This is a genomic window from Amycolatopsis benzoatilytica AK 16/65 (assembly GCF_000383915.1).
GTDB classification, from domain to species: domain Bacteria; phylum Actinomycetota; class Actinomycetes; order Mycobacteriales; family Pseudonocardiaceae; genus Amycolatopsis; species Amycolatopsis benzoatilytica.
Window position 1 is genome coordinate 6,971,014 of the sequence record NZ_KB912942.1, and the last position, 16,270, is coordinate 6,987,283.

Below are 16,270 nucleotides of genomic sequence, written 5' to 3' on the forward strand. Positions count from 1 at the left end.
GCGCGCCGGCCACGGGGTGTGGCTTCTCCGAGACGGTCCTGATGCCGACTCTGCATGACCACCGGAAGTGGTAAACGCGGTCCACGAGGGACCGGGCGGGTATGCGATCAGGGTAGGGCGCCGCGTCGAGTTCCGCGATCAGGTTTCGTCCCGGTGAGACTGCTCGGCGAGCCGGTTCCGGGTCAGCTCCCTGACGTCCTCGATCGACACGGCGTCGGGATTCTCGCCGGTGGCGAGTATGCGAGTCGCCTTGGCCAGCAGCCGGTAGTAGTTGCCAGGGTCTTTCAACTCGGCGTAGGCGAAGTGCCGCCACTTCGCCAGGAGCGCGTGGACCTCGGTGAGATCCTTGGAGTGCTTCGCGTCCTCCAGCACGATCTCCCACTCGCGGTCGAACTCGAACGCCACCAGCTGCGTCAGGCACGCACGGATGGCCTGGGGTTCCGGAGGTGGCGGAACCGGTTCGCTGTTCTGCTGGGCTTCGGGATGTTGCGGATCGTGTTCTGCGGCATCGGCGGTCATCCTCGGAACCTTAGCCATACAAGCAACGACGGAACGCTTGGCGAGCAGGTCATCAGCGCGCTGGCCGCAACCTCGGCCGGGTTCGCCGCACACCCGCGATCCTGGCTCAACGTGATCAGCGCGAGATCACCAGCCGAACGTTCCCCTTCTCGATGACCAGCCCGTTGGGCTCGCAGAGGCGGTCCGCCAGTTGGCGACCCGCCGGGCCGTGACCGATCGCTCCAAGTTCCCATCGACGTTCGGCGGCATCGTGGCCGAGTTGTTGGGACAGGGTGAGATGGCGGCTTTCACAGGCGCGGCGAACGCTGCACCTACAGGAGGGTTTGCAGGGCGGCGCGGGCCGGAGCTTCTTGTTCGACGGCGTATCCACGAGTCAGGCAGCCGGACGCGAAGTCGCCTACCGCGTCGCGGCGGTCGGCGGTCGCTGCGATGCGGTTGCGGGTCATGGTGCCGAAGGGGTCGCCTTGATCGTGTTCGGATGTGCCGATGTCGACGATCATGCGGTTTGTGTCGGGCGGGAGGTGGTCGTGGATTCGGGCGGCGATGCGGATCCCGCCGAGGTCGGCGTCGGGGCAGATCACGACCTGGTTCACACCGACGGCGACTTGGTTGATCAGGTCAAGAAGGGGGTCCGGTGGCTGGCCGTGACACCAGATGACGGCGGTGTCGGGGTGGCTGTCGCAGATGGCTTCGGCTGCCTGCCGGTTTTCGATGACGAGCAGCACGCTCGTGCCGGGGGCGGCATCGAGGGTGATCGGTCGGTGGGCGGGTAGCCGGATGTCGTGTGGGCCTGGCCATCCGGTCCAGTCCAAGGTGCGACCGTTGTGGTGGGCGCGGATTGGTCCGCCGACACCGATGTAGGGGTTGCGGTTGACGCCGAGGAGGACAAGCGCTTCTGGCTCGAATCCTGCGTCGGTGAGTAGTCGTGGCAGGTCCTCGCGGGCCTTGGTGTTCTTGGCGTGGCGCTGGACGAACGCGCGTGGCCCGTCGTAGGTGTGTTCGGCGAGAAGGTCTTCGGCGGCGCGGACAATCCACTCTAGGCGGGTGTCGGCGGTGGCGGGCGTGGTCAAGGCGTCGGCGACGCCGGGCCACTCCCCGATCAGCAGGTCGCGGAGGTCTACGGCACGGTCCTGCAGCGCTTGTTGAGCGGCTTGCCGGGCTTGCCTGCCGGTGGCGTGGTGGGCGGCGAGGTCGGGGTGCGGTATCCAACCGCGGGGCGGGTGGCGGATCGCGCCGTCGCAGTAGTCGTGGTCGAGTGCGACGCATCCTGCGCGGGCCAGGATGAGCGCGACCTCGTCGGCGCGATCGTGGAGCCTGTTCGTGATGGTGTTCCAGCGCCGGAGTGCGCTCGTGGCCCAGTTCCAGTCGGCGTCGTTGGCGAGCCCGTCTGGTCGCTGCGGTGGAGTGGCTGGGTGTGCGCGCAGGTGTACCCGTCGCACTTTGGGGCGCCCAGCGCGGTCGTGATCGAAGGTGCCGTCCGGACGTGATGGCTGGGCGTAGGCGCGGAGACCGTCGGGCACGCCGGGGTGCCCAGGCATCGGGAACTCTCCCGTTGGCTGGGGTGGTTCGGTCACGCTACGTCCTCGTCAGGGTCGTCGTCGGCGATGTCGTCGCTGGGTCGGTAGGAGGCGAGCCATTCACGGAGTAGCTCGACACGGGCGTGGTTGGTGTCGTCTCCGACGATGACGGGTGCCTCGTTGTAGGCCAGGCTGTCGGAGCGTCGACGCAGTTTGACGTAGAGCCCCGAGGCTTCGATGGCGTAGCGCTCCATGTCGTCCTGCAGGGCGCCGATGACGGTGATGTTGCGGTCTGTCCCGATTTGCTCGAAGAGCGCGACCGCTTCCCGCCGGTGCTGCTTGCCGAGGTTGCGGCCGAGTTCGTCGAGCACGAGCAGCAGGGGCTGGCTTCCTCCGCCGGCGAGTGCGGCGGCACAGACGAGCTTGACGGCCTTTTCGTCCATTTGGGCAGTGTTGCCCCGCAGGTTGTAGCTGGACATGCGTTTTCCCTCGTCACGCCGCCACTTGGGGGTCACGGTCCACCGCCACGGCCGGTCAGGCTCGGACGGCGGCTCGGGCTCCGGATAGTCCAAGCCGGCGCCGTAGCCGCCGTACTTCTGGTCGAGTCGGTCGAACTCGTCGCTGACTTTCTTCAGTTTCGCTTTGATTCCCTGCGAGAGCGATGCGCGGTGTGCCCGAGAGGTCTGTTCGGCCTCACTCAACCCCTGCCGGGCCGCCTCGAGATCGCTGGTGCGCTGCGTACGCTGGGCGACGATTTGCTGCTGCTGGTAGAGGTCGTGCTGCTCGGTCTGGGCCAGGTGGGTACGCAGCGCGCGAACGAGAGCGGGCACCAAGCCGACTCGGACCTCCAGACCGCCCCGGTGCCATCGTTGTTCGATGAGTAGTTCCCGGATCTCGGCGGGCATCTCATCATGCGGTGTGGCCTCGGGGAAACACCGGCGGATGACCTCGTTGACCTGGTAGCAGGCTTCCTCGTTCCAGGCTGCTGTGGTGCGGGCTTGCTGCTCGGCGTCGAGAGACAGCAGGAATCGCTGCGCGGATTGGGGCGAGTCTCCCCAGGCCGTCTCCCGGCCGGGCAGGTCCAGAGCGAGTCGCTCGTCGGTTAGTTTCGTCTTGTTGGTCTCCTTCTCGGTCAGCTCGTTGTCGAGGCGACGCTTGGTGCCGCGCAGGTTCGCGATTCGCTCCTCGCGCGCTCGGGCGGCACCGAGCGCGTCGGTGTAGGCACCGCGGGCGGCGTCCAGCAATGGCTTCAGTTCGTTGCGGCGGTCTTCGCGCTCCTGGTTGGCCGCCCGCAGCTCGGCCATCTGCTGCTCGATCTCGCCAACCTCCTCACCGGCGACTGCCGCCTCGGTGCGCGCGGTGGCTCGGGACAGCGTGAGCCTGGCCGCAGTGACCTGCTTCTCGGCGTCGGTGAGGAGGTCGGCCTTCTCGCGGTGCTCGGCGCGGGCGGCGGCGATGCGCGCGGCTCGTCCGGTGAGCGGTTCGCTGAACTCGCCCAGCACGATCACCCCTGCCGCCGCATCGACATCCGCTGCCGCATCGCCGGCGCGTTGGGCGAGCACGGTCAGGAACGTGGTGAGGTCGAACCTCGGATCGGCACTCGCGGGCACGCCGGCGCCAACTGCGGATGCCTGCGCAGGGGGCGGGTCGGCGATGACCAGCACCGTCCCCGACCGGCCCGCCAGCTTCTGCTGGGCCTGATCGGCGCGCCCGCGAGGCACGACGACAGCGCCGCGGTACGGCACAAGGCGGGGTTCCCACCGTTGTCGCTGGTCGGGATTGAGTTGGATGACGTCCAACAACGCGGCGGACGGTATGCCCTCTCCGCGCAGGATTTCCAGCTCGTGAGCGGCGACGTCTTCGCCGGACTCGGCTGCCTTGAGCCGATCGCGTGCCTGCTTCTCGGCTGCTTCGGCCGCGCCCTTGGCCGCGAGCGTCTGCTCCAAGGCTGTGCGGGTGGCGGTTTCCTCTTCCTGGGCCTGCGCGACGGTGCGTCCGTCGGCACCGCGCGCCTTGGCGGACAGTTCCCGATGTCTTGCGGCCAAGGTTTCCAGGGTCCGCGCCGTCACCTGGTGGTCGGTGTCCAACTGCTGATCTCGCCCGCTGAGCTCCTTCCACCGGGCTTCCGCCTTGCGAAACTGACGGTTGAATTCCTCGTCATCGGTCAGCCTGGACAGGTCGCCCTCCACCGTGTCCAGCTGGGACCGCAGCTCCTTGGCGCGGACACCGAGCGCGTCGAGTTCAACGCGGATCTCCTCAGCGCGGGTAACCCCGTCGACAAGACGTCGGGCACACCGGGCCTGCCAGCAGGCGTGAGCGCTGCCCAGCAAGTGGCGAGCTTCGCCGCGCTTGGCGATGCCGGCCTCGACCAGCGCCATCTCCTCTTCCCACCGGGCGAGGTCGGCTTCGGCGTCGCGCACGTTGGTGCGGTGCGTGTGCTCGGCCGACCGGAGGGCCTGTTCTTGTTCCAGTTCGCGATCCAGCCCGGTCAGGGTGGCGATGGCGTCGAAGATCCTTCGAGGGTCCAGGTCGTTGAGCGGTTGCGCGAGCAGGTTGGCCGCCGGGCTGGAACGCACGGAGGTCGACAGGAACGACACGCACCGGACATGGCCGCCGTAGAGGACGAAGGCGAGCCGGTTGGCGTGGAAGTCGGTGCGTCCGTTGCTGGTCGGCAGGGTGTCCCAGAGCGCGTCGACTCGCGCGGCGCGTTCGGATTCGGTTGTGCCGTAAGGGACGTAGAGCCCTTCCTGCCACCGCAGGTGCAGGTGTGATGCCTTGCGGTTGATCCGCAGCCACACGCTCAGGGCGCTGGCTGACAGTTCCTCGGCGGTGGTGGCGCGGGGATCGGCGAACACGCCGATCACATATCCCCAGTCGACGTTGGACCATCGGCCTTCCTGGGCGGCAAGTTCGGCGGTGAACAACAGCTCAGCGGCGCCGGCGGCGCCGCTGGCGAGTCGCCATTGCTCGTCGGCGTGCAGCAGGCTGATCGCGGCGATCAGGGAGGACTTCCCGGCTCCGTTCGAGTCCTTCGGGCCTTGCCCGGCGACGGTGACCAGGCCCTGGCTGATCATCGGAAGGGGGTGGGTGGACAGGCGGGAGATGTTGACCGCCTGGACGCCCACCAGAACGCGGTCGCCGACGATGTCGAACGGGCCGGAGTCGGTGCCCGTCGTGGACCAGTTGCGGGGTGTGCTCACGGTTCTCCTCGAGAATGGGCGCGGCGGGCTCGGATCGCCGCGGCCAGGGGGCTGTTGGGGGCGGCGGCCAAGATCAGTTCTTGCTGCAAGGCTCGGCGGGCCAGCGGCGTGAGTCGGTGCAGTTGGGGGCCGGGCAGGTATGCGGTGCCGCTGGTGGAGCCGCGACCACGGGTGGGCGCGAGCTGCACGAGTCCGGCGGCGCGCAGCCTCTGCAGGGCAGTTCGGACATCGCCTCTGCCGGGCTGCGCGTACCGAAACAGCTCCTCGGCTGGCGTGGGGTGGGCCGAGATCCAGGTGTCGCCGCTGAGTAGTCCCTGGCTGCGTGGGATCGCGACCGAGTGGATCAGTACCAGGACCAGCACGGCCCGGTCGATGACCGGCAGCGCATTCCAGCCGGCGGCGGTCAGTTCCGCGGCGATGTCGTCGCGGTAACCCGAGGTCCACGCGGTGCCGACCACCGGCACCAGGGTTCGTCCGACTCGGTGCAACAGCCGTTGCAGGGCTCGGCGCAGCGTCGCGTCGCGCAACGCCAGCATCTGCACCTCGGGCACTGGGGCTGCGCCGTATTCGACGGCCGCGAACGCGGCAAGGACTTCGTCGCGGTGCTGTTCGCTCAGCTCGGCAAGGATCGGTTCGAAGATCGGATGCGGCTCGTTCATGCTGGTCATCGCGGCCCGTCCGTCTCCTCCCGGACCGTGGCGGGCGGCAGCATCCGCCACAGTTCGCGCAGGGTGCTCAATTCCGCTGGTCCCCAGGCCGCGACTCGTGGCCCAAGACGCACGCTCTGACCGGGCTCGTCCCACAGCAGCCAGCCGGCGGCGGCCAGGCGCCGGAGCGCGGCGATCACCGCCCTGTTGGACGCGCTCTCGTCCCAGTTGGTGATCTCCCTGAATACCGATGCCACGTCGTCCTTGGACGCGGGGATTCCTGGCCACATCGGTCCAGTCGGGTCCGCCCAGCAGCACCGCAGACACGCGGCCAGCACGCGCGCGGTGTCGTTCGGTTGTTCGACGGCAACCGCAGGCACACCGAGTTCTTCCGACACGCTGGGGCGCGCACCGTCGGGTACGACCGGGAGCAGCCACACCGCCGCGACGTCCGGTTCGACCAAGCGAAGCATCCCGGCCGGGAAGGCGCTGCTTGGCTCCACACGCTGTGGACCGGCCGCGCGCACACGCGCCCACCACAGCGCGGTTTCCGCCTCGTTCACTCCTCGCCTCCCACCACGCCGTGCCCGCGGCGGAAGTGCCCGTGCGAGGTCCACGACGGGCTGGTCCCGACCTCGATGCGCAATCCGTCCTCCCACACGAGTTCGTAGTCGAGGTCCGGGTGGTGGTGGATCGCGGTGACTTCGGCCAGCGCCCGGCGGGCGGACATCCAGTCCCCAGCGTCATCGAGCACCTCCACCATGCTCACCGAGTCCGCGCCCGCAAGCAGCCGCTCCGCGATGGCCCGCAACTCCTCGATGTCATCGGCCACGCCGGTCTCCGGTTCCGGTGGCGGTTCGGAGTCATCCGAACGCGGAGGAGGCACCCGCGCCGTGTCGACCTGGCGGCCTGATTCCACTGCCTCAAGCAGCGCTTGGGGCGAGAACCACGGTGCGGGCGCGTCGAAGACGAACCGGTCCAGCACGGACGCCAGGACCGCGGGGCTGGAGTCGCGGGCGAATGTGCGCCACGTTTCCACCGGCAGCAACCCCAACGCACGGGTTGTGCCGGCTTGCGCGATCAGACGGGCCGCTGCGGCGTCGATCGCGTCCGCGTAGGCGGCGAGTGCGATCCGCAACGCCGCGCAGTCCCGATCGAGTTCGGGCCATCGGCCCAAGACCGTCGCGTGGACATCCTTGGCTTGCGTGATCAGCGATTCGTTGCCCCACAGCAATTGAGCGTTGTCGCCAAGGGTCTCAGCGGTACTGGCCGCGGCCAAGATCGCCAGTTCGTTTCCCAGCAGCCGGAACACTTTCGTCAGCCGGCGCACCGAAGCCAGGCCGTCGGCGGATGTGGCGTTGGCGCTCTTGACGTTCAACTGTTCGAGAGTCAGGAGCTGGTGCAGTTCCGACTGTCCGCCCTGTTCGGCCATCCGCCGCAAAAACAGCAACATCACATACGGAGCGAATGCCGCCCGGTGGTAGCGCTCATTCGGCCGGTCGACCACCCTGCTGATCGCCCCATACTCGCGCAGAACCTCGAACCGACGCCCCACCGTTTGGGCATCCCACCGTCGACATGCGGCCACCGCCTGTTCCAGGGGCAGCCCCTCGCTGCCGGCCTCAGCGAAAGCTTCCAAGATCGCTTCATCAACATCGAGAGTGGACGGATCCGCGATCATCGCGCCAGCCTCGCGGGCGAGCACCGCGAAGACCTGGCGGTAGACCCGCAGCACCGCCGCCTCGCCGGTGAGATCGTCCAGTGTCAGTTCTGGTGGCTCGGTCAACGCGGTTCCCCCGGATTCCGCACGGTCACGCTCGTCCTCTCGCCCGCGCCCAAAGCGATGCGCAGCTCCACGTTCGACATCTGGCCGTTGTCTCCCGAGCGACTGTAGGCAGGCACGCCGACAATCCAGAGGAGGGAACGAATGTTCGAGTGACAGTCTGTGATGGACTTGTAGGTCCATTCGATAGACATGGTTGGCCCACTGTTACTCCGAAGGTGGTTCTCAGCGGGCCGCAGGTTGACACCAGCGGGCCGCCCAATGTGGTCCACCGGCTCTCCCAGCCCAGCAACTCCGCCGAACGGTGGACTCTGTGCTGCGCACGTTGCGTCGGTACGCGAGCTACGTGAGCAGCCCAGCCGCCAGTTCGTCGGTGACCAGTTGGTCTCGCTCCGCCGGGCTCGCCCAGTGGGCCTCGCTGCCGCTCAGCGTCCGGGTGACCACGAGGACGTTGTCGAAGTTCTCGGCCACGGCCCGCATGTGGCTGATCACCGCGACCAGCCGACCGCCGGTGGCCTGGCGGGTGAGCGCTTCGAGCGCTTCGCCCAGGACGTTGGTGTCCAGCGAGCCGAATCCCTCGTCGAGGAACAACGCCTCAACGCGACCGCCGCCCCGAGAGGTGAGTTCCACCAACGCCAACGCCAGGGCCAGGCTTGCCAGGAAGGTCTCGCCGCCGGAGAGGGTCTTGACGTCGCGTGGTTGCCCGGTGTGGCCGTCGACGATGCGGAAATCTTCGGAGAAGGCGAACCGGTCTTCGGTCATGGACAGGAACAGTTCCGACGCGATGCACAGCAGCGCCCTTTGCCGGCGTTTGACGACAGCGGCCAGGAACTTGCCGTCAGCGAGAAGGCCGCTGAGCTCACGCAAGCTGTCGACCGTCGGCTGGGCAACCGAAATGCGACGATCCAGTTCGGCGCAGATCGGGAGCTCGGCTTGCGCCTTGTCTCGATCCCGTTCGGCTACCGTGGCCTTCGCTTTGGCTGCGATAAAGAGTTCCGTTAGCTCGTCGATCGTGGCGACTCCGGCGCGGGAGAGCGCTTCCGTGATGGCGGTTGCCGCGCCCGCAGCGAGGTCATCCTGCACCGACGCCGCGTTGCGAGACAGCCGGAGGATCTCATCAACGCGGCTGAGGGCTTCCTTGCCCCACTGCGCATCCGTGAGGATCGAGAACGGTTCCGGGCGCACGGGTATCGCGGGAGGTTCGGTGAGCCAGGGAATGGCCGCAGCGGTGTCCGCCACGGCTTGGATGGTCCTGCTCAACTGTTCTGCGGGTTGTTCGACCCGAGACTGGATGTCCTTGACCACACCGTTCTTGTTGTCGCGCAACCGTTTAGCCTGTGCCTGTGCGGACTTGAGCTGGGTGGTCACCTCTGCCAACTCGCCCTGACGACGCTGCGCCTGGTCCATGGCGCGTTGGATCGCGGCGGTGTTCAAGTCGCTGGAGATCCGGTATGCCGTCGGGAGCGTGTCGTGGGATTCGGCCATCTTGTCTTGCCGCCGTTTGAGGGCTGACCGCGACTTGGTGAGCGCCTTCTCCCGCTTGATCAGCGCGGCTTCGTCGCGCTGAATCTCGGTGATGTCACGGGTTGTGGTGTCCTGGGCGACTTTGGCGGCGTCCACTGCCGTCTGCTTGGCGTCGGCGGCCTGGCGAACTGTGAACTGCGCGTCGGTGAGCAGAGTTTCGTCGTCCTGGCCAAGATCGACCTTCCCGAGTTCCGCCTGCACCAGGTCGAGTGCAGTGTCGCGCTGGCTGATTGCTTCGCTGACCTTGCCGAGCGCGCCCTGGAGAGTGGCCTGGGCGGTGTTGTTGGACTCGACGGCGGCGGCGAGTTCGTCTGCCAGTGCGCGGGCGCGTTTGTTGGCGCGAGTTCGAAGTGCCTTCACCCGAGCGATGTCGGCGGTGGCAGGCGGGGCGAAGCCGTCGGGCAACGGGCGCACGCAGACTGGGCATGGATCGCCTGGCCCACTGTGCTCCGCCGCGTGGGCGGCGGAGTTCGTCCGGGACGCGGCCTCGACTTGGTCCTCGGCCGCGTCGGCTTCCGTGTCTGCTTGGGCGGAAGCGTTCGTCGCCTTCTCGACCGCTTCTTCGTGTTCTCGTAGTGCTTGCCGCGCTTTCTCAACCTCGGCGGTTGCGGTGTCGGCTGCTGTGGAGGCGTTCCGGGCGTCGGTGAGCAGCACGCGGTACCGGCCAAGCGTGTTCGCCGCGGCTGTGTGGGCCGCGGCCATCTCGTCGGCATGGGTGTGAGCTTGTTCGGCCTTGCGGACAATCTCGACGTGCGCATCCTTGCGCGCCTGGAGGTCTGCGCGTTCGGCCTGGATGGCCGCGTCCTCACCATCCAGCTGGCGCTGGTCTTCCTCGATAGCGGGAAGTTGGTCGAGCAGTGACTTCAACGTCGCCAGCGTGGACGCGACGGCAGCGACACCCGTTCCGTCAGCGTCCGCGCCTTCGAGAACCGCCCCAAGTTCTTCTTCGCGCGTCTCGGCGTCACTCAATTCTCCTTCTGTGGCGGAGAGTTGGTGTTTGAGTGTGGCATCGAGTTCGATCAGCTGTTGATACCGGTGTTCGGTGTCGGGCGGGATCCTTGTCGTCAACTGTTGCGCGGCTGATCGGCATTCCTGCCCACGGCGAGTCGCGTCGTCCTGGGTTTTCTGCGCTTCGGTGACCGCGGTCTTGACGGTTTCGAGCCTACCGGTCTCTTCCTCGGTCTCGGACAGTCGGTGGAGCGCGTCGCGGAGTGCCTCCTCGGGATCGGGCAGCAGACCAGCGCGGCGCACGACCAGCTTGGTCAACAGCGGGTTCAGCCGTTCATGCAGGGCTTTGGCCTGGTTCCGGACATCGGTGATGTGGTCAAGTCCGAGGGCGGTCTTGAGGATGGTGGTGCGGTTCGCCTCGGGTGTCTGGAGCAGTTCCTGGAATCGCCCTTGAGGCAGGACGACCGCTTTGAGGAACGCGGTGTAGTCCAGCCCGACAAGGCCACGGATCGCGCTGTCGACCGCGCGTGAGTTGTCAACCTCGGTGCCGTCGTCCATGCAGGTCAAGCGATGGGTCGACGGCGGATAGCCACTCGCGGAGGTGGTCCTGGTGACCCGCCAGTTCTTGCCCTTCGCCTGGAAGGTCAACTCCACGCGCAGGGTGCCGTCGCCTCCGTCGGCGATGAGCCCCTTGCCGCTGCGGGCATCCCAGGTGCACCCGCCGTACAGCGCGAAGCACAGGGCTTCCAGAAGTGAGGACTTGCCGGCGCCCGTGTCGCCCACGATCGCCATCAGGCTCACGTTCGTGAAGTCGATCTCTTGCTCGGCCCGGTAGGAGCGCAGTCCGCTGAACTTGAGGGTCAGGGGCCTCATCGAGCCACCTCCTCGGTGTGCGTGTCGTGGTCGCATTCCAGTGGGTCGGTCAGCAGGGACTCCTCGGCCAACGCGAGGGGGCGCTGTTCCTCGATGGAGGTCAGGATCTGGCCGAAGGTCGTCAGGATGCGGTCGGCTGCCACCGTCGTGCTGCCCTGTTCGGCGAGGTAGTCACGGAACAGTTGGCGCATGTCGGGCTCGACGTCACCGGCGACCGCTTCCGGGGTGAGGATCTCCAGCTTCTGGTCGGCGCAGACTGGGTTCACTTGAAGGAGGGCTGCGTCGGGCAACAAGTCCCGTACCTGCTCCGACAAGTTTGGCTCGTTCGTTGGCGTGTGGACTGTGACCAGACAGAGGTCTCGCCCGATCGACGGCGCGATAGCACGCAGGTCGTCCAGGGTGCCCTCGAGCCGGCGCAGTTGCCGGCCGCCGCTCAGGCCGACGACGTCGACATGGGCGGGTTGTCCGGGGCGCAGGTCGACCAGGACGATGCTCTTGCGTTCTCCGACCTCGCCGAAGTCGAGCTGGATGGGCGAGCCCGCGTAGCGTCCGGTGACCTGCGTGCCCGGCAGCTTCTGCGGCTTGTGGATGTGTCCGAAGGCGGCGTAGCTGACGGCGGGGAGATCCTCGGCGTTGGTCGCGTAGTAGTCCGAGGCGTGCACCGGGCGCTCGCTTCCGGCGAAGTTGGCTCCGCCGACGTGCAGGTGCGCGGCGAACATGGCGATGTCGCGGCGGTCGTCGAAGTCGCGCAGCAGCTCTGCGGTCAGCGCCCGCTCCATCCGTCCGATGCGTTCGGCGTAGGCGGCGCGCCAGTGGCTGGTGTCGTCGAAGGCGTCGATAGCCCGGTTGGAGTGCACGAACGGCAGAACCGCCAGGCGCAGCACGCTGCCGTCGGTTGCGGGGAATCGCAGGACACCTCCCTGATCGGGATCGCGGGGCTTGTCAATGAAGTGGATCCTGCTGTCGAGGCCAAGGAGCTGGGCGAAAAGCTGGAACAGCAGGGGCGAGTCATGGTTGCCGCAGACGACGACCACGGGCGCGACGGCCGCGAGTTCCTGCAAGACCGTCGTAGCCTTGCTCATGTCCGGAATGGACGGTCGGGCGTGGTCGAAGAGGTCCCCTGAGTGCACGATCAGGTCGGGCTTCTCGCTGCGGGCCACGGTGATGATCTCGGTGAGGACGGTGTCATGGTCCTCAGTGCGGGGTTCGTTGTAGGTGATCCGACCGAGATGCCAGTCGGAGACGTGGAGAACTCTCATCATTCCTCTCAGGTGGACTCGGTGCTGGGCCGTTACGCCGCCGGGACTCGATGCGCACGCAGATGCGCGAGCATCGCCTGGTTTGCTTCCCAGCCGTCCGGGAATTTCGCCGGAACGCCCAGGTGCATCGGTTCGGCAGGTGGGTGGGCGTCGAGCAGGTCCTGGATGCCGGCGCGGGCCACCACGATGCAGGCGTGTCGATGGCGGGAGGTCAGAACGCACAGGCGGCCCGATTCGAGGTGGAAGGCGGTCGCGTCCCGACGGCCGGACAGCGGGTGAAGCACGAGAACCAGGTCGTATTCGCTGCCCTGCAGGCGATTGGCCGTGTCGACCTTGATCGCCCCGCCGCCGCGCTCGTGGAGCGCACGGCGGATTGCCGCGGCCTGATCGCGGTGCGCGGCGCCGATCGCGATGCGGCTTGCCGTGACGGGGACTTCGTGCGGGTCGCGCTCGGATTGGGCCACGGCGCCGCGTTGAATCACCCGCAGGGCCAGGTCGGTGATCGCGTGAACGGCTTGGGTGTCGGTGCGCAATGTGTGCCGCGCCGGCAACTCATGCAACGCCCAGCCCGTGCGGGCGGCCATCTCCAAGGTGTCGTCGACCGGGCCGCCGAACCCTCGGGTCTGGAAGGTCAGCCGTCGCTGGGCGGCGGTGGTGGCCGCGCGGAAGCCGGTGAACGGGTAGAACGCCTCGGACACCGGTGGCGCTGCGGATGCGGACAGCCGCCAGGACAGGGGAAGCTGGTGGACCGGCAAGGCGGGGTTGTTTCGGAGCATCGCCGCGACCGCGCTCTGCATCGGATCCCACGTAAGGCCGGTCCAGCGGTCGACCTCAACAGTGGAGAACGGGTCCAACTGGCCAGGATCCCCGACGAACAACGCTCGCTCGAACCGAGTGGCGACGCGCAGCAGCATGTCCGACCGCATCTGGTACGCCTCGTCCACGATCGCCCATGGCCACGGGCCGTCCGTGACGTGGACCCACTTCGCCGCCGTGCCGATGGTGATCGGTGAGTCCTGAAGGTCGGATACTCGGTCGGCGACGATGACATTGGGGTGAGCCACTCGCCCCGTCGGGACATAGCCCTGGGCGGACAGCCTGCCGATGCGTACCGCGGGCGCCTCACGTGCCATCCGGTCGACCAGATCGTCGACCTGCTCGTTGGTCTGCGCGATGACCATGACCGGCTCGTCCCCGCGCGCGATCTGCGTGGCGGCCCGGACAACCAGAGTTGACTTACCAGCTCCCGGCGGGGAATCCACCACCACCCCGCGGTGGCCGCTGGCGGTGAAGTCGGACAGCGCCGCGCCGATGACCTGCTCTACCTCGTCTGCCGCGCGGCGGCCAGCGGGATCTGCTGCGGTCACGACCACTCCTCCTTCGCGTCATCACCGGTCGGGACCGGCGGGGCCGGGGGGCCGCCGTGCGTCCACGGGGTGTTCTCCCGCGCCGGAAAGGTGCCGCGCGGCTGGTAGTCGTCGGTCAAGATGCTGAAACAGACCTGTTCCCCCACCGCTGGCATGGTGCCTGCGGGTGCCGTTCTGCCACGGCCCATACCGCCCGCCAGCTCCAGCGTGATCTCCAGACCGTCGGCGGTCTCGGTCACGGAGACGATCTCGGCGTGTTGCCGTGGCCGTGCGCGATCGGTCACCGGGCCGTCGCCAGGGACAAGCCGCACCGGATCCTGCGTCGAGACGGTGATTAGGGGCCGGAGCACGGCGCTGCGCCCGGTGCCGACCCGCCGGTTCGGCACCGCTGACGTGACGGTGCCCACGAAGGCGTCGCCCGTGAGCCGGTACTCGGCCATGACCAGCGGGTCGTCGAAAGCCCGCTGCGCGTCGTACTCGGCCTGGTGCCGTTCGAGCTGGTTCAGCCGCATTGCCGCGGCGACCGCGCTGTCCCGCTTGGGCTGCGGGTAGCCGCCGGTCGCGACATGTGTGTGGAAGCGCTGGTAGGCGTCCTTGTCCAGATCCCACCGGGTTGCGACATGCTCTGCCGGTGCCAGCGCCCGAAGCTGGTCGATCGCCTGCCACATCAGCCGCCAGGTGGGCTCGAGTTGGCCGCGTAGGGCGGTTTCCAGCCGGGTGACGGCCCGCCGTCGCCGTTCGGGATCACCGGAGGCGCGGTCGTATTCGGCGATGCCGGGCTCCAGCACCTCCCGGTCGAACGTCGTGTCGGTGGCAGGGCCGGCAGGCGGGCACATCAGCGGGTCCTCTGCCGCGAGCGCGGATTGTGCTCCGTCTGATCCGGGCGGCGGCGCGATCCAGCCCAGCAAGGAGGCGAGGTTGCCGTCCTCGACCGCGCTTTGCCCGGTGGCCCAATGCTGGCCCAAGACGTCCGTGGCGGCCACCAACAACGAGGAACCGGGGTATTCAGCGCGCTCCGCGAGGAAGGTCAGCCACTTGCCCAGCGTGGGCACCGAAACGGGAACCGGGTAGGGGCCGGTGGTGGAGCGAAATCGCGTGGAGCGCCCGAACAGCCGAAGGAAGTCGATGCCCGCGCGGTTGGGCACCCAGACCTGTGGCGCGTCGGCGACGCGAGGCTTGGACCCGGCACCTGACCGGCTGCTGGCCACCATCGTGCTGGCAAAACTCCCGGTGTAGCCCAACACGGTCAACGCCAGTGAATGCGCGAACTCGAAACGCAGCTCGCGGTTGCGGGGTTGCGCAACGATCAGCAAGCGGGGCGTGTCGCGGTCCCGGCCGACCAGGGCGGCCAGTGGGGCGTTCGCCTCGCCCGCCATCGCCAGCGGCACACAGACCAGCGGCCGTTGGCTGACGTGGACGTGCCGGACGGTCGTGATCGGCTGGGCTCGGCCGAGCTCGACTGCGTGTGCCCGCGCCAGCGAGGTGAGTGTGCTCATGCCGCACCGCCGAGACACTCGCGGCGCAGGCGTTCAGCCATCCGCAGCACCTGGGCCGCCTCGTGCGCGTGCTCACCGGGGTCGAGCGCGCCGGTGGCCAACCCGAGCGCGCCGGCGATGGTGTCGATCCCGCCGAGGTCTTCCTGAACGGACCGCCCCAGAGAGGCGGTGTGCCCGCGGGCGCCGGTTCGACAGAAGGACGCCATCTCGCAGGTGGCCAGGCACTCGGGCGCGTAGCGGGCTTCGATCTGGCCCAACGCCTCGCACAGCTCGTCAACGGGGCGCGTCGCGACACCGGCCTCGTCACGCCGAAGGTCCAGGGTGAACCCAGGCGGCAGCGTCGAGGCGATGGCGCCGACATCGGTGAGGCGGGCGAGCTGGCGTCGCACCACGGTCAACTGCTTGCGCACATCGACCAACGCCGCGGTCGGCCGATTGGAGAAGTCCTCGGGACACACCAGGAACACCTCGTGCGACACCACGGCCGGGTCGAACCCCAACTGCTCCATGAGCTGGCGCAGCGCCAGAACGTACACGGCGGACTGGATCGCCGCCGAGGCGACCTTGCTGGAATCGGCCCGGCCGTCGATCACCGGAAAGGACTTGATCTCCACGACGTGGAAGCGATCACGCAGCCGAAACGCGACGAGGTCCGGCTCCAGGTACACGTCTCGACCACCGATGGTCATGCGCAGCAGCGGGTGATCGAACAGCGTGCCCGCGTCCTGGTCCGATCGGGCGGCGTGCGCCAACAGCTGGCGGGAACGGCGGTAGCGTGCTTCGAGTGTCTCGTGTCCGGCGACGCTGTTGAGATCGTCATAGGACACCTCGGGAAGCGGCAGCGCAAGGTGCTCGCGCAGCAGCCGCAGCAGCTCGGCGCAGCCGTTGGCCTTCACGTACGTCTCAAAGGCGTTGCCGCGGGCGATCGCGAAGCTGGACAGGCCGAACGCGGCAGGGTAGCCGATGTGCTCGGCCAGGGCCTGCTTGTCGATGGACGCGGCGTCCAGGATGCTCCGGCGGGCGCAGCCGGGATTGCTGGTCAACGCGGCGATCGTTCTGGCGTTGTGCTTTTTCGGCTCGGCCGCCCCGCGGATGACGTCCAAGCGGGGGTCGGTGTTGTTCAACTATCTCTTCCTT

11 protein-coding genes are annotated in these 16,270 nt (G+C 68.0%); all 11 read right to left on the minus strand.

The features are described from left to right. Nucleotides 1–138 precede the first annotated feature (138 nt). On the minus strand, nt 139–519 hold the full coding sequence (locus AMYBE_RS0132495; RefSeq protein WP_020663572.1) for a DUF6247 family protein: 381 nt from the start codon (nt 517–519) through the stop codon (nt 139–141). Nucleotides 520–830: 311 nt separating this feature from the next. Beyond that, nucleotides 831–2,093, minus strand: a complete 1,263-nt coding sequence (locus tag AMYBE_RS42745; protein WP_154676368.1) for a toprim domain-containing protein — start codon at nt 2,091–2,093, stop codon at nt 831–833. Then, on the minus strand, nt 2,090–4,900 hold the full coding sequence (locus AMYBE_RS0132505) for a coiled-coil domain-containing protein (RefSeq protein ID WP_211226883.1): 2,811 nt from the start codon (nt 4,898–4,900) through the stop codon (nt 2,090–2,092). Before AMYBE_RS0132505 ends, AMYBE_RS42745 begins: the two co-directional genes overlap by 4 nt. 332 nt (nt 4,901–5,232) lie before the next feature. Beyond that, nucleotides 5,233–5,904 (minus strand): hypothetical protein, encoded by a 672-nt coding sequence (locus tag AMYBE_RS0132510; protein WP_020663575.1) that lies wholly within the window; start codon nt 5,902–5,904, stop codon nt 5,233–5,235. Further along, nucleotides 5,901–6,446, minus strand: a complete 546-nt coding sequence (locus AMYBE_RS0132515; protein WP_020663576.1) for a hypothetical protein — start codon at nt 6,444–6,446, stop codon at nt 5,901–5,903. The genes AMYBE_RS0132510 and AMYBE_RS0132515 overlap by 4 nt, the downstream gene beginning before the upstream one ends. Then, entirely contained in the window at nt 6,443–7,669 is a 1,227-nt protein-coding gene (locus AMYBE_RS0132520) for a hypothetical protein (protein ID WP_020663577.1), read from the minus strand. The genes AMYBE_RS0132515 and AMYBE_RS0132520 overlap by 4 nt, the downstream gene beginning before the upstream one ends. A gap of 339 nt (nt 7,670–8,008) precedes the next feature. After that, complete coding sequence (locus AMYBE_RS0132525) at nt 8,009–11,011, minus strand: AAA family ATPase (protein ID WP_020663578.1); 3,003 nt, start codon at nt 11,009–11,011, stop codon at nt 8,009–8,011. After that, nucleotides 11,008–12,270, minus strand: coding sequence for an exonuclease SbcCD subunit D (locus AMYBE_RS0132530; RefSeq protein ID WP_020663579.1), 1,263 nt, complete (start codon nt 12,268–12,270; stop codon nt 11,008–11,010). Before AMYBE_RS0132530 ends, AMYBE_RS0132525 begins: the two co-directional genes overlap by 4 nt. 32 nt (nt 12,271–12,302) lie before the next feature. Beyond that, a complete protein-coding gene (locus AMYBE_RS0132535) occupies nt 12,303–13,643 on the minus strand; it encodes an AAA family ATPase (protein WP_020663580.1) in 1,341 nt (446 codons plus the stop codon). Continuing rightward, nucleotides 13,634–15,025, minus strand: a complete 1,392-nt coding sequence (locus tag AMYBE_RS0132540) for a hypothetical protein (protein WP_211226884.1) — start codon at nt 15,023–15,025, stop codon at nt 13,634–13,636. Before AMYBE_RS0132540 ends, AMYBE_RS0132535 begins: the two co-directional genes overlap by 10 nt. Nucleotides 15,026–15,129: 104 nt before the next feature. Beyond that, the gene (locus AMYBE_RS0132545) at nt 15,130–16,257 is read right to left on the minus strand and encodes a PD-(D/E)XK nuclease family protein (RefSeq protein WP_020663582.1); all 1,128 of its coding nucleotides are present in this window, start codon (nt 16,255–16,257) and stop codon (nt 15,130–15,132) included. Nucleotides 16,258–16,270 lie beyond the last annotated feature (13 nt).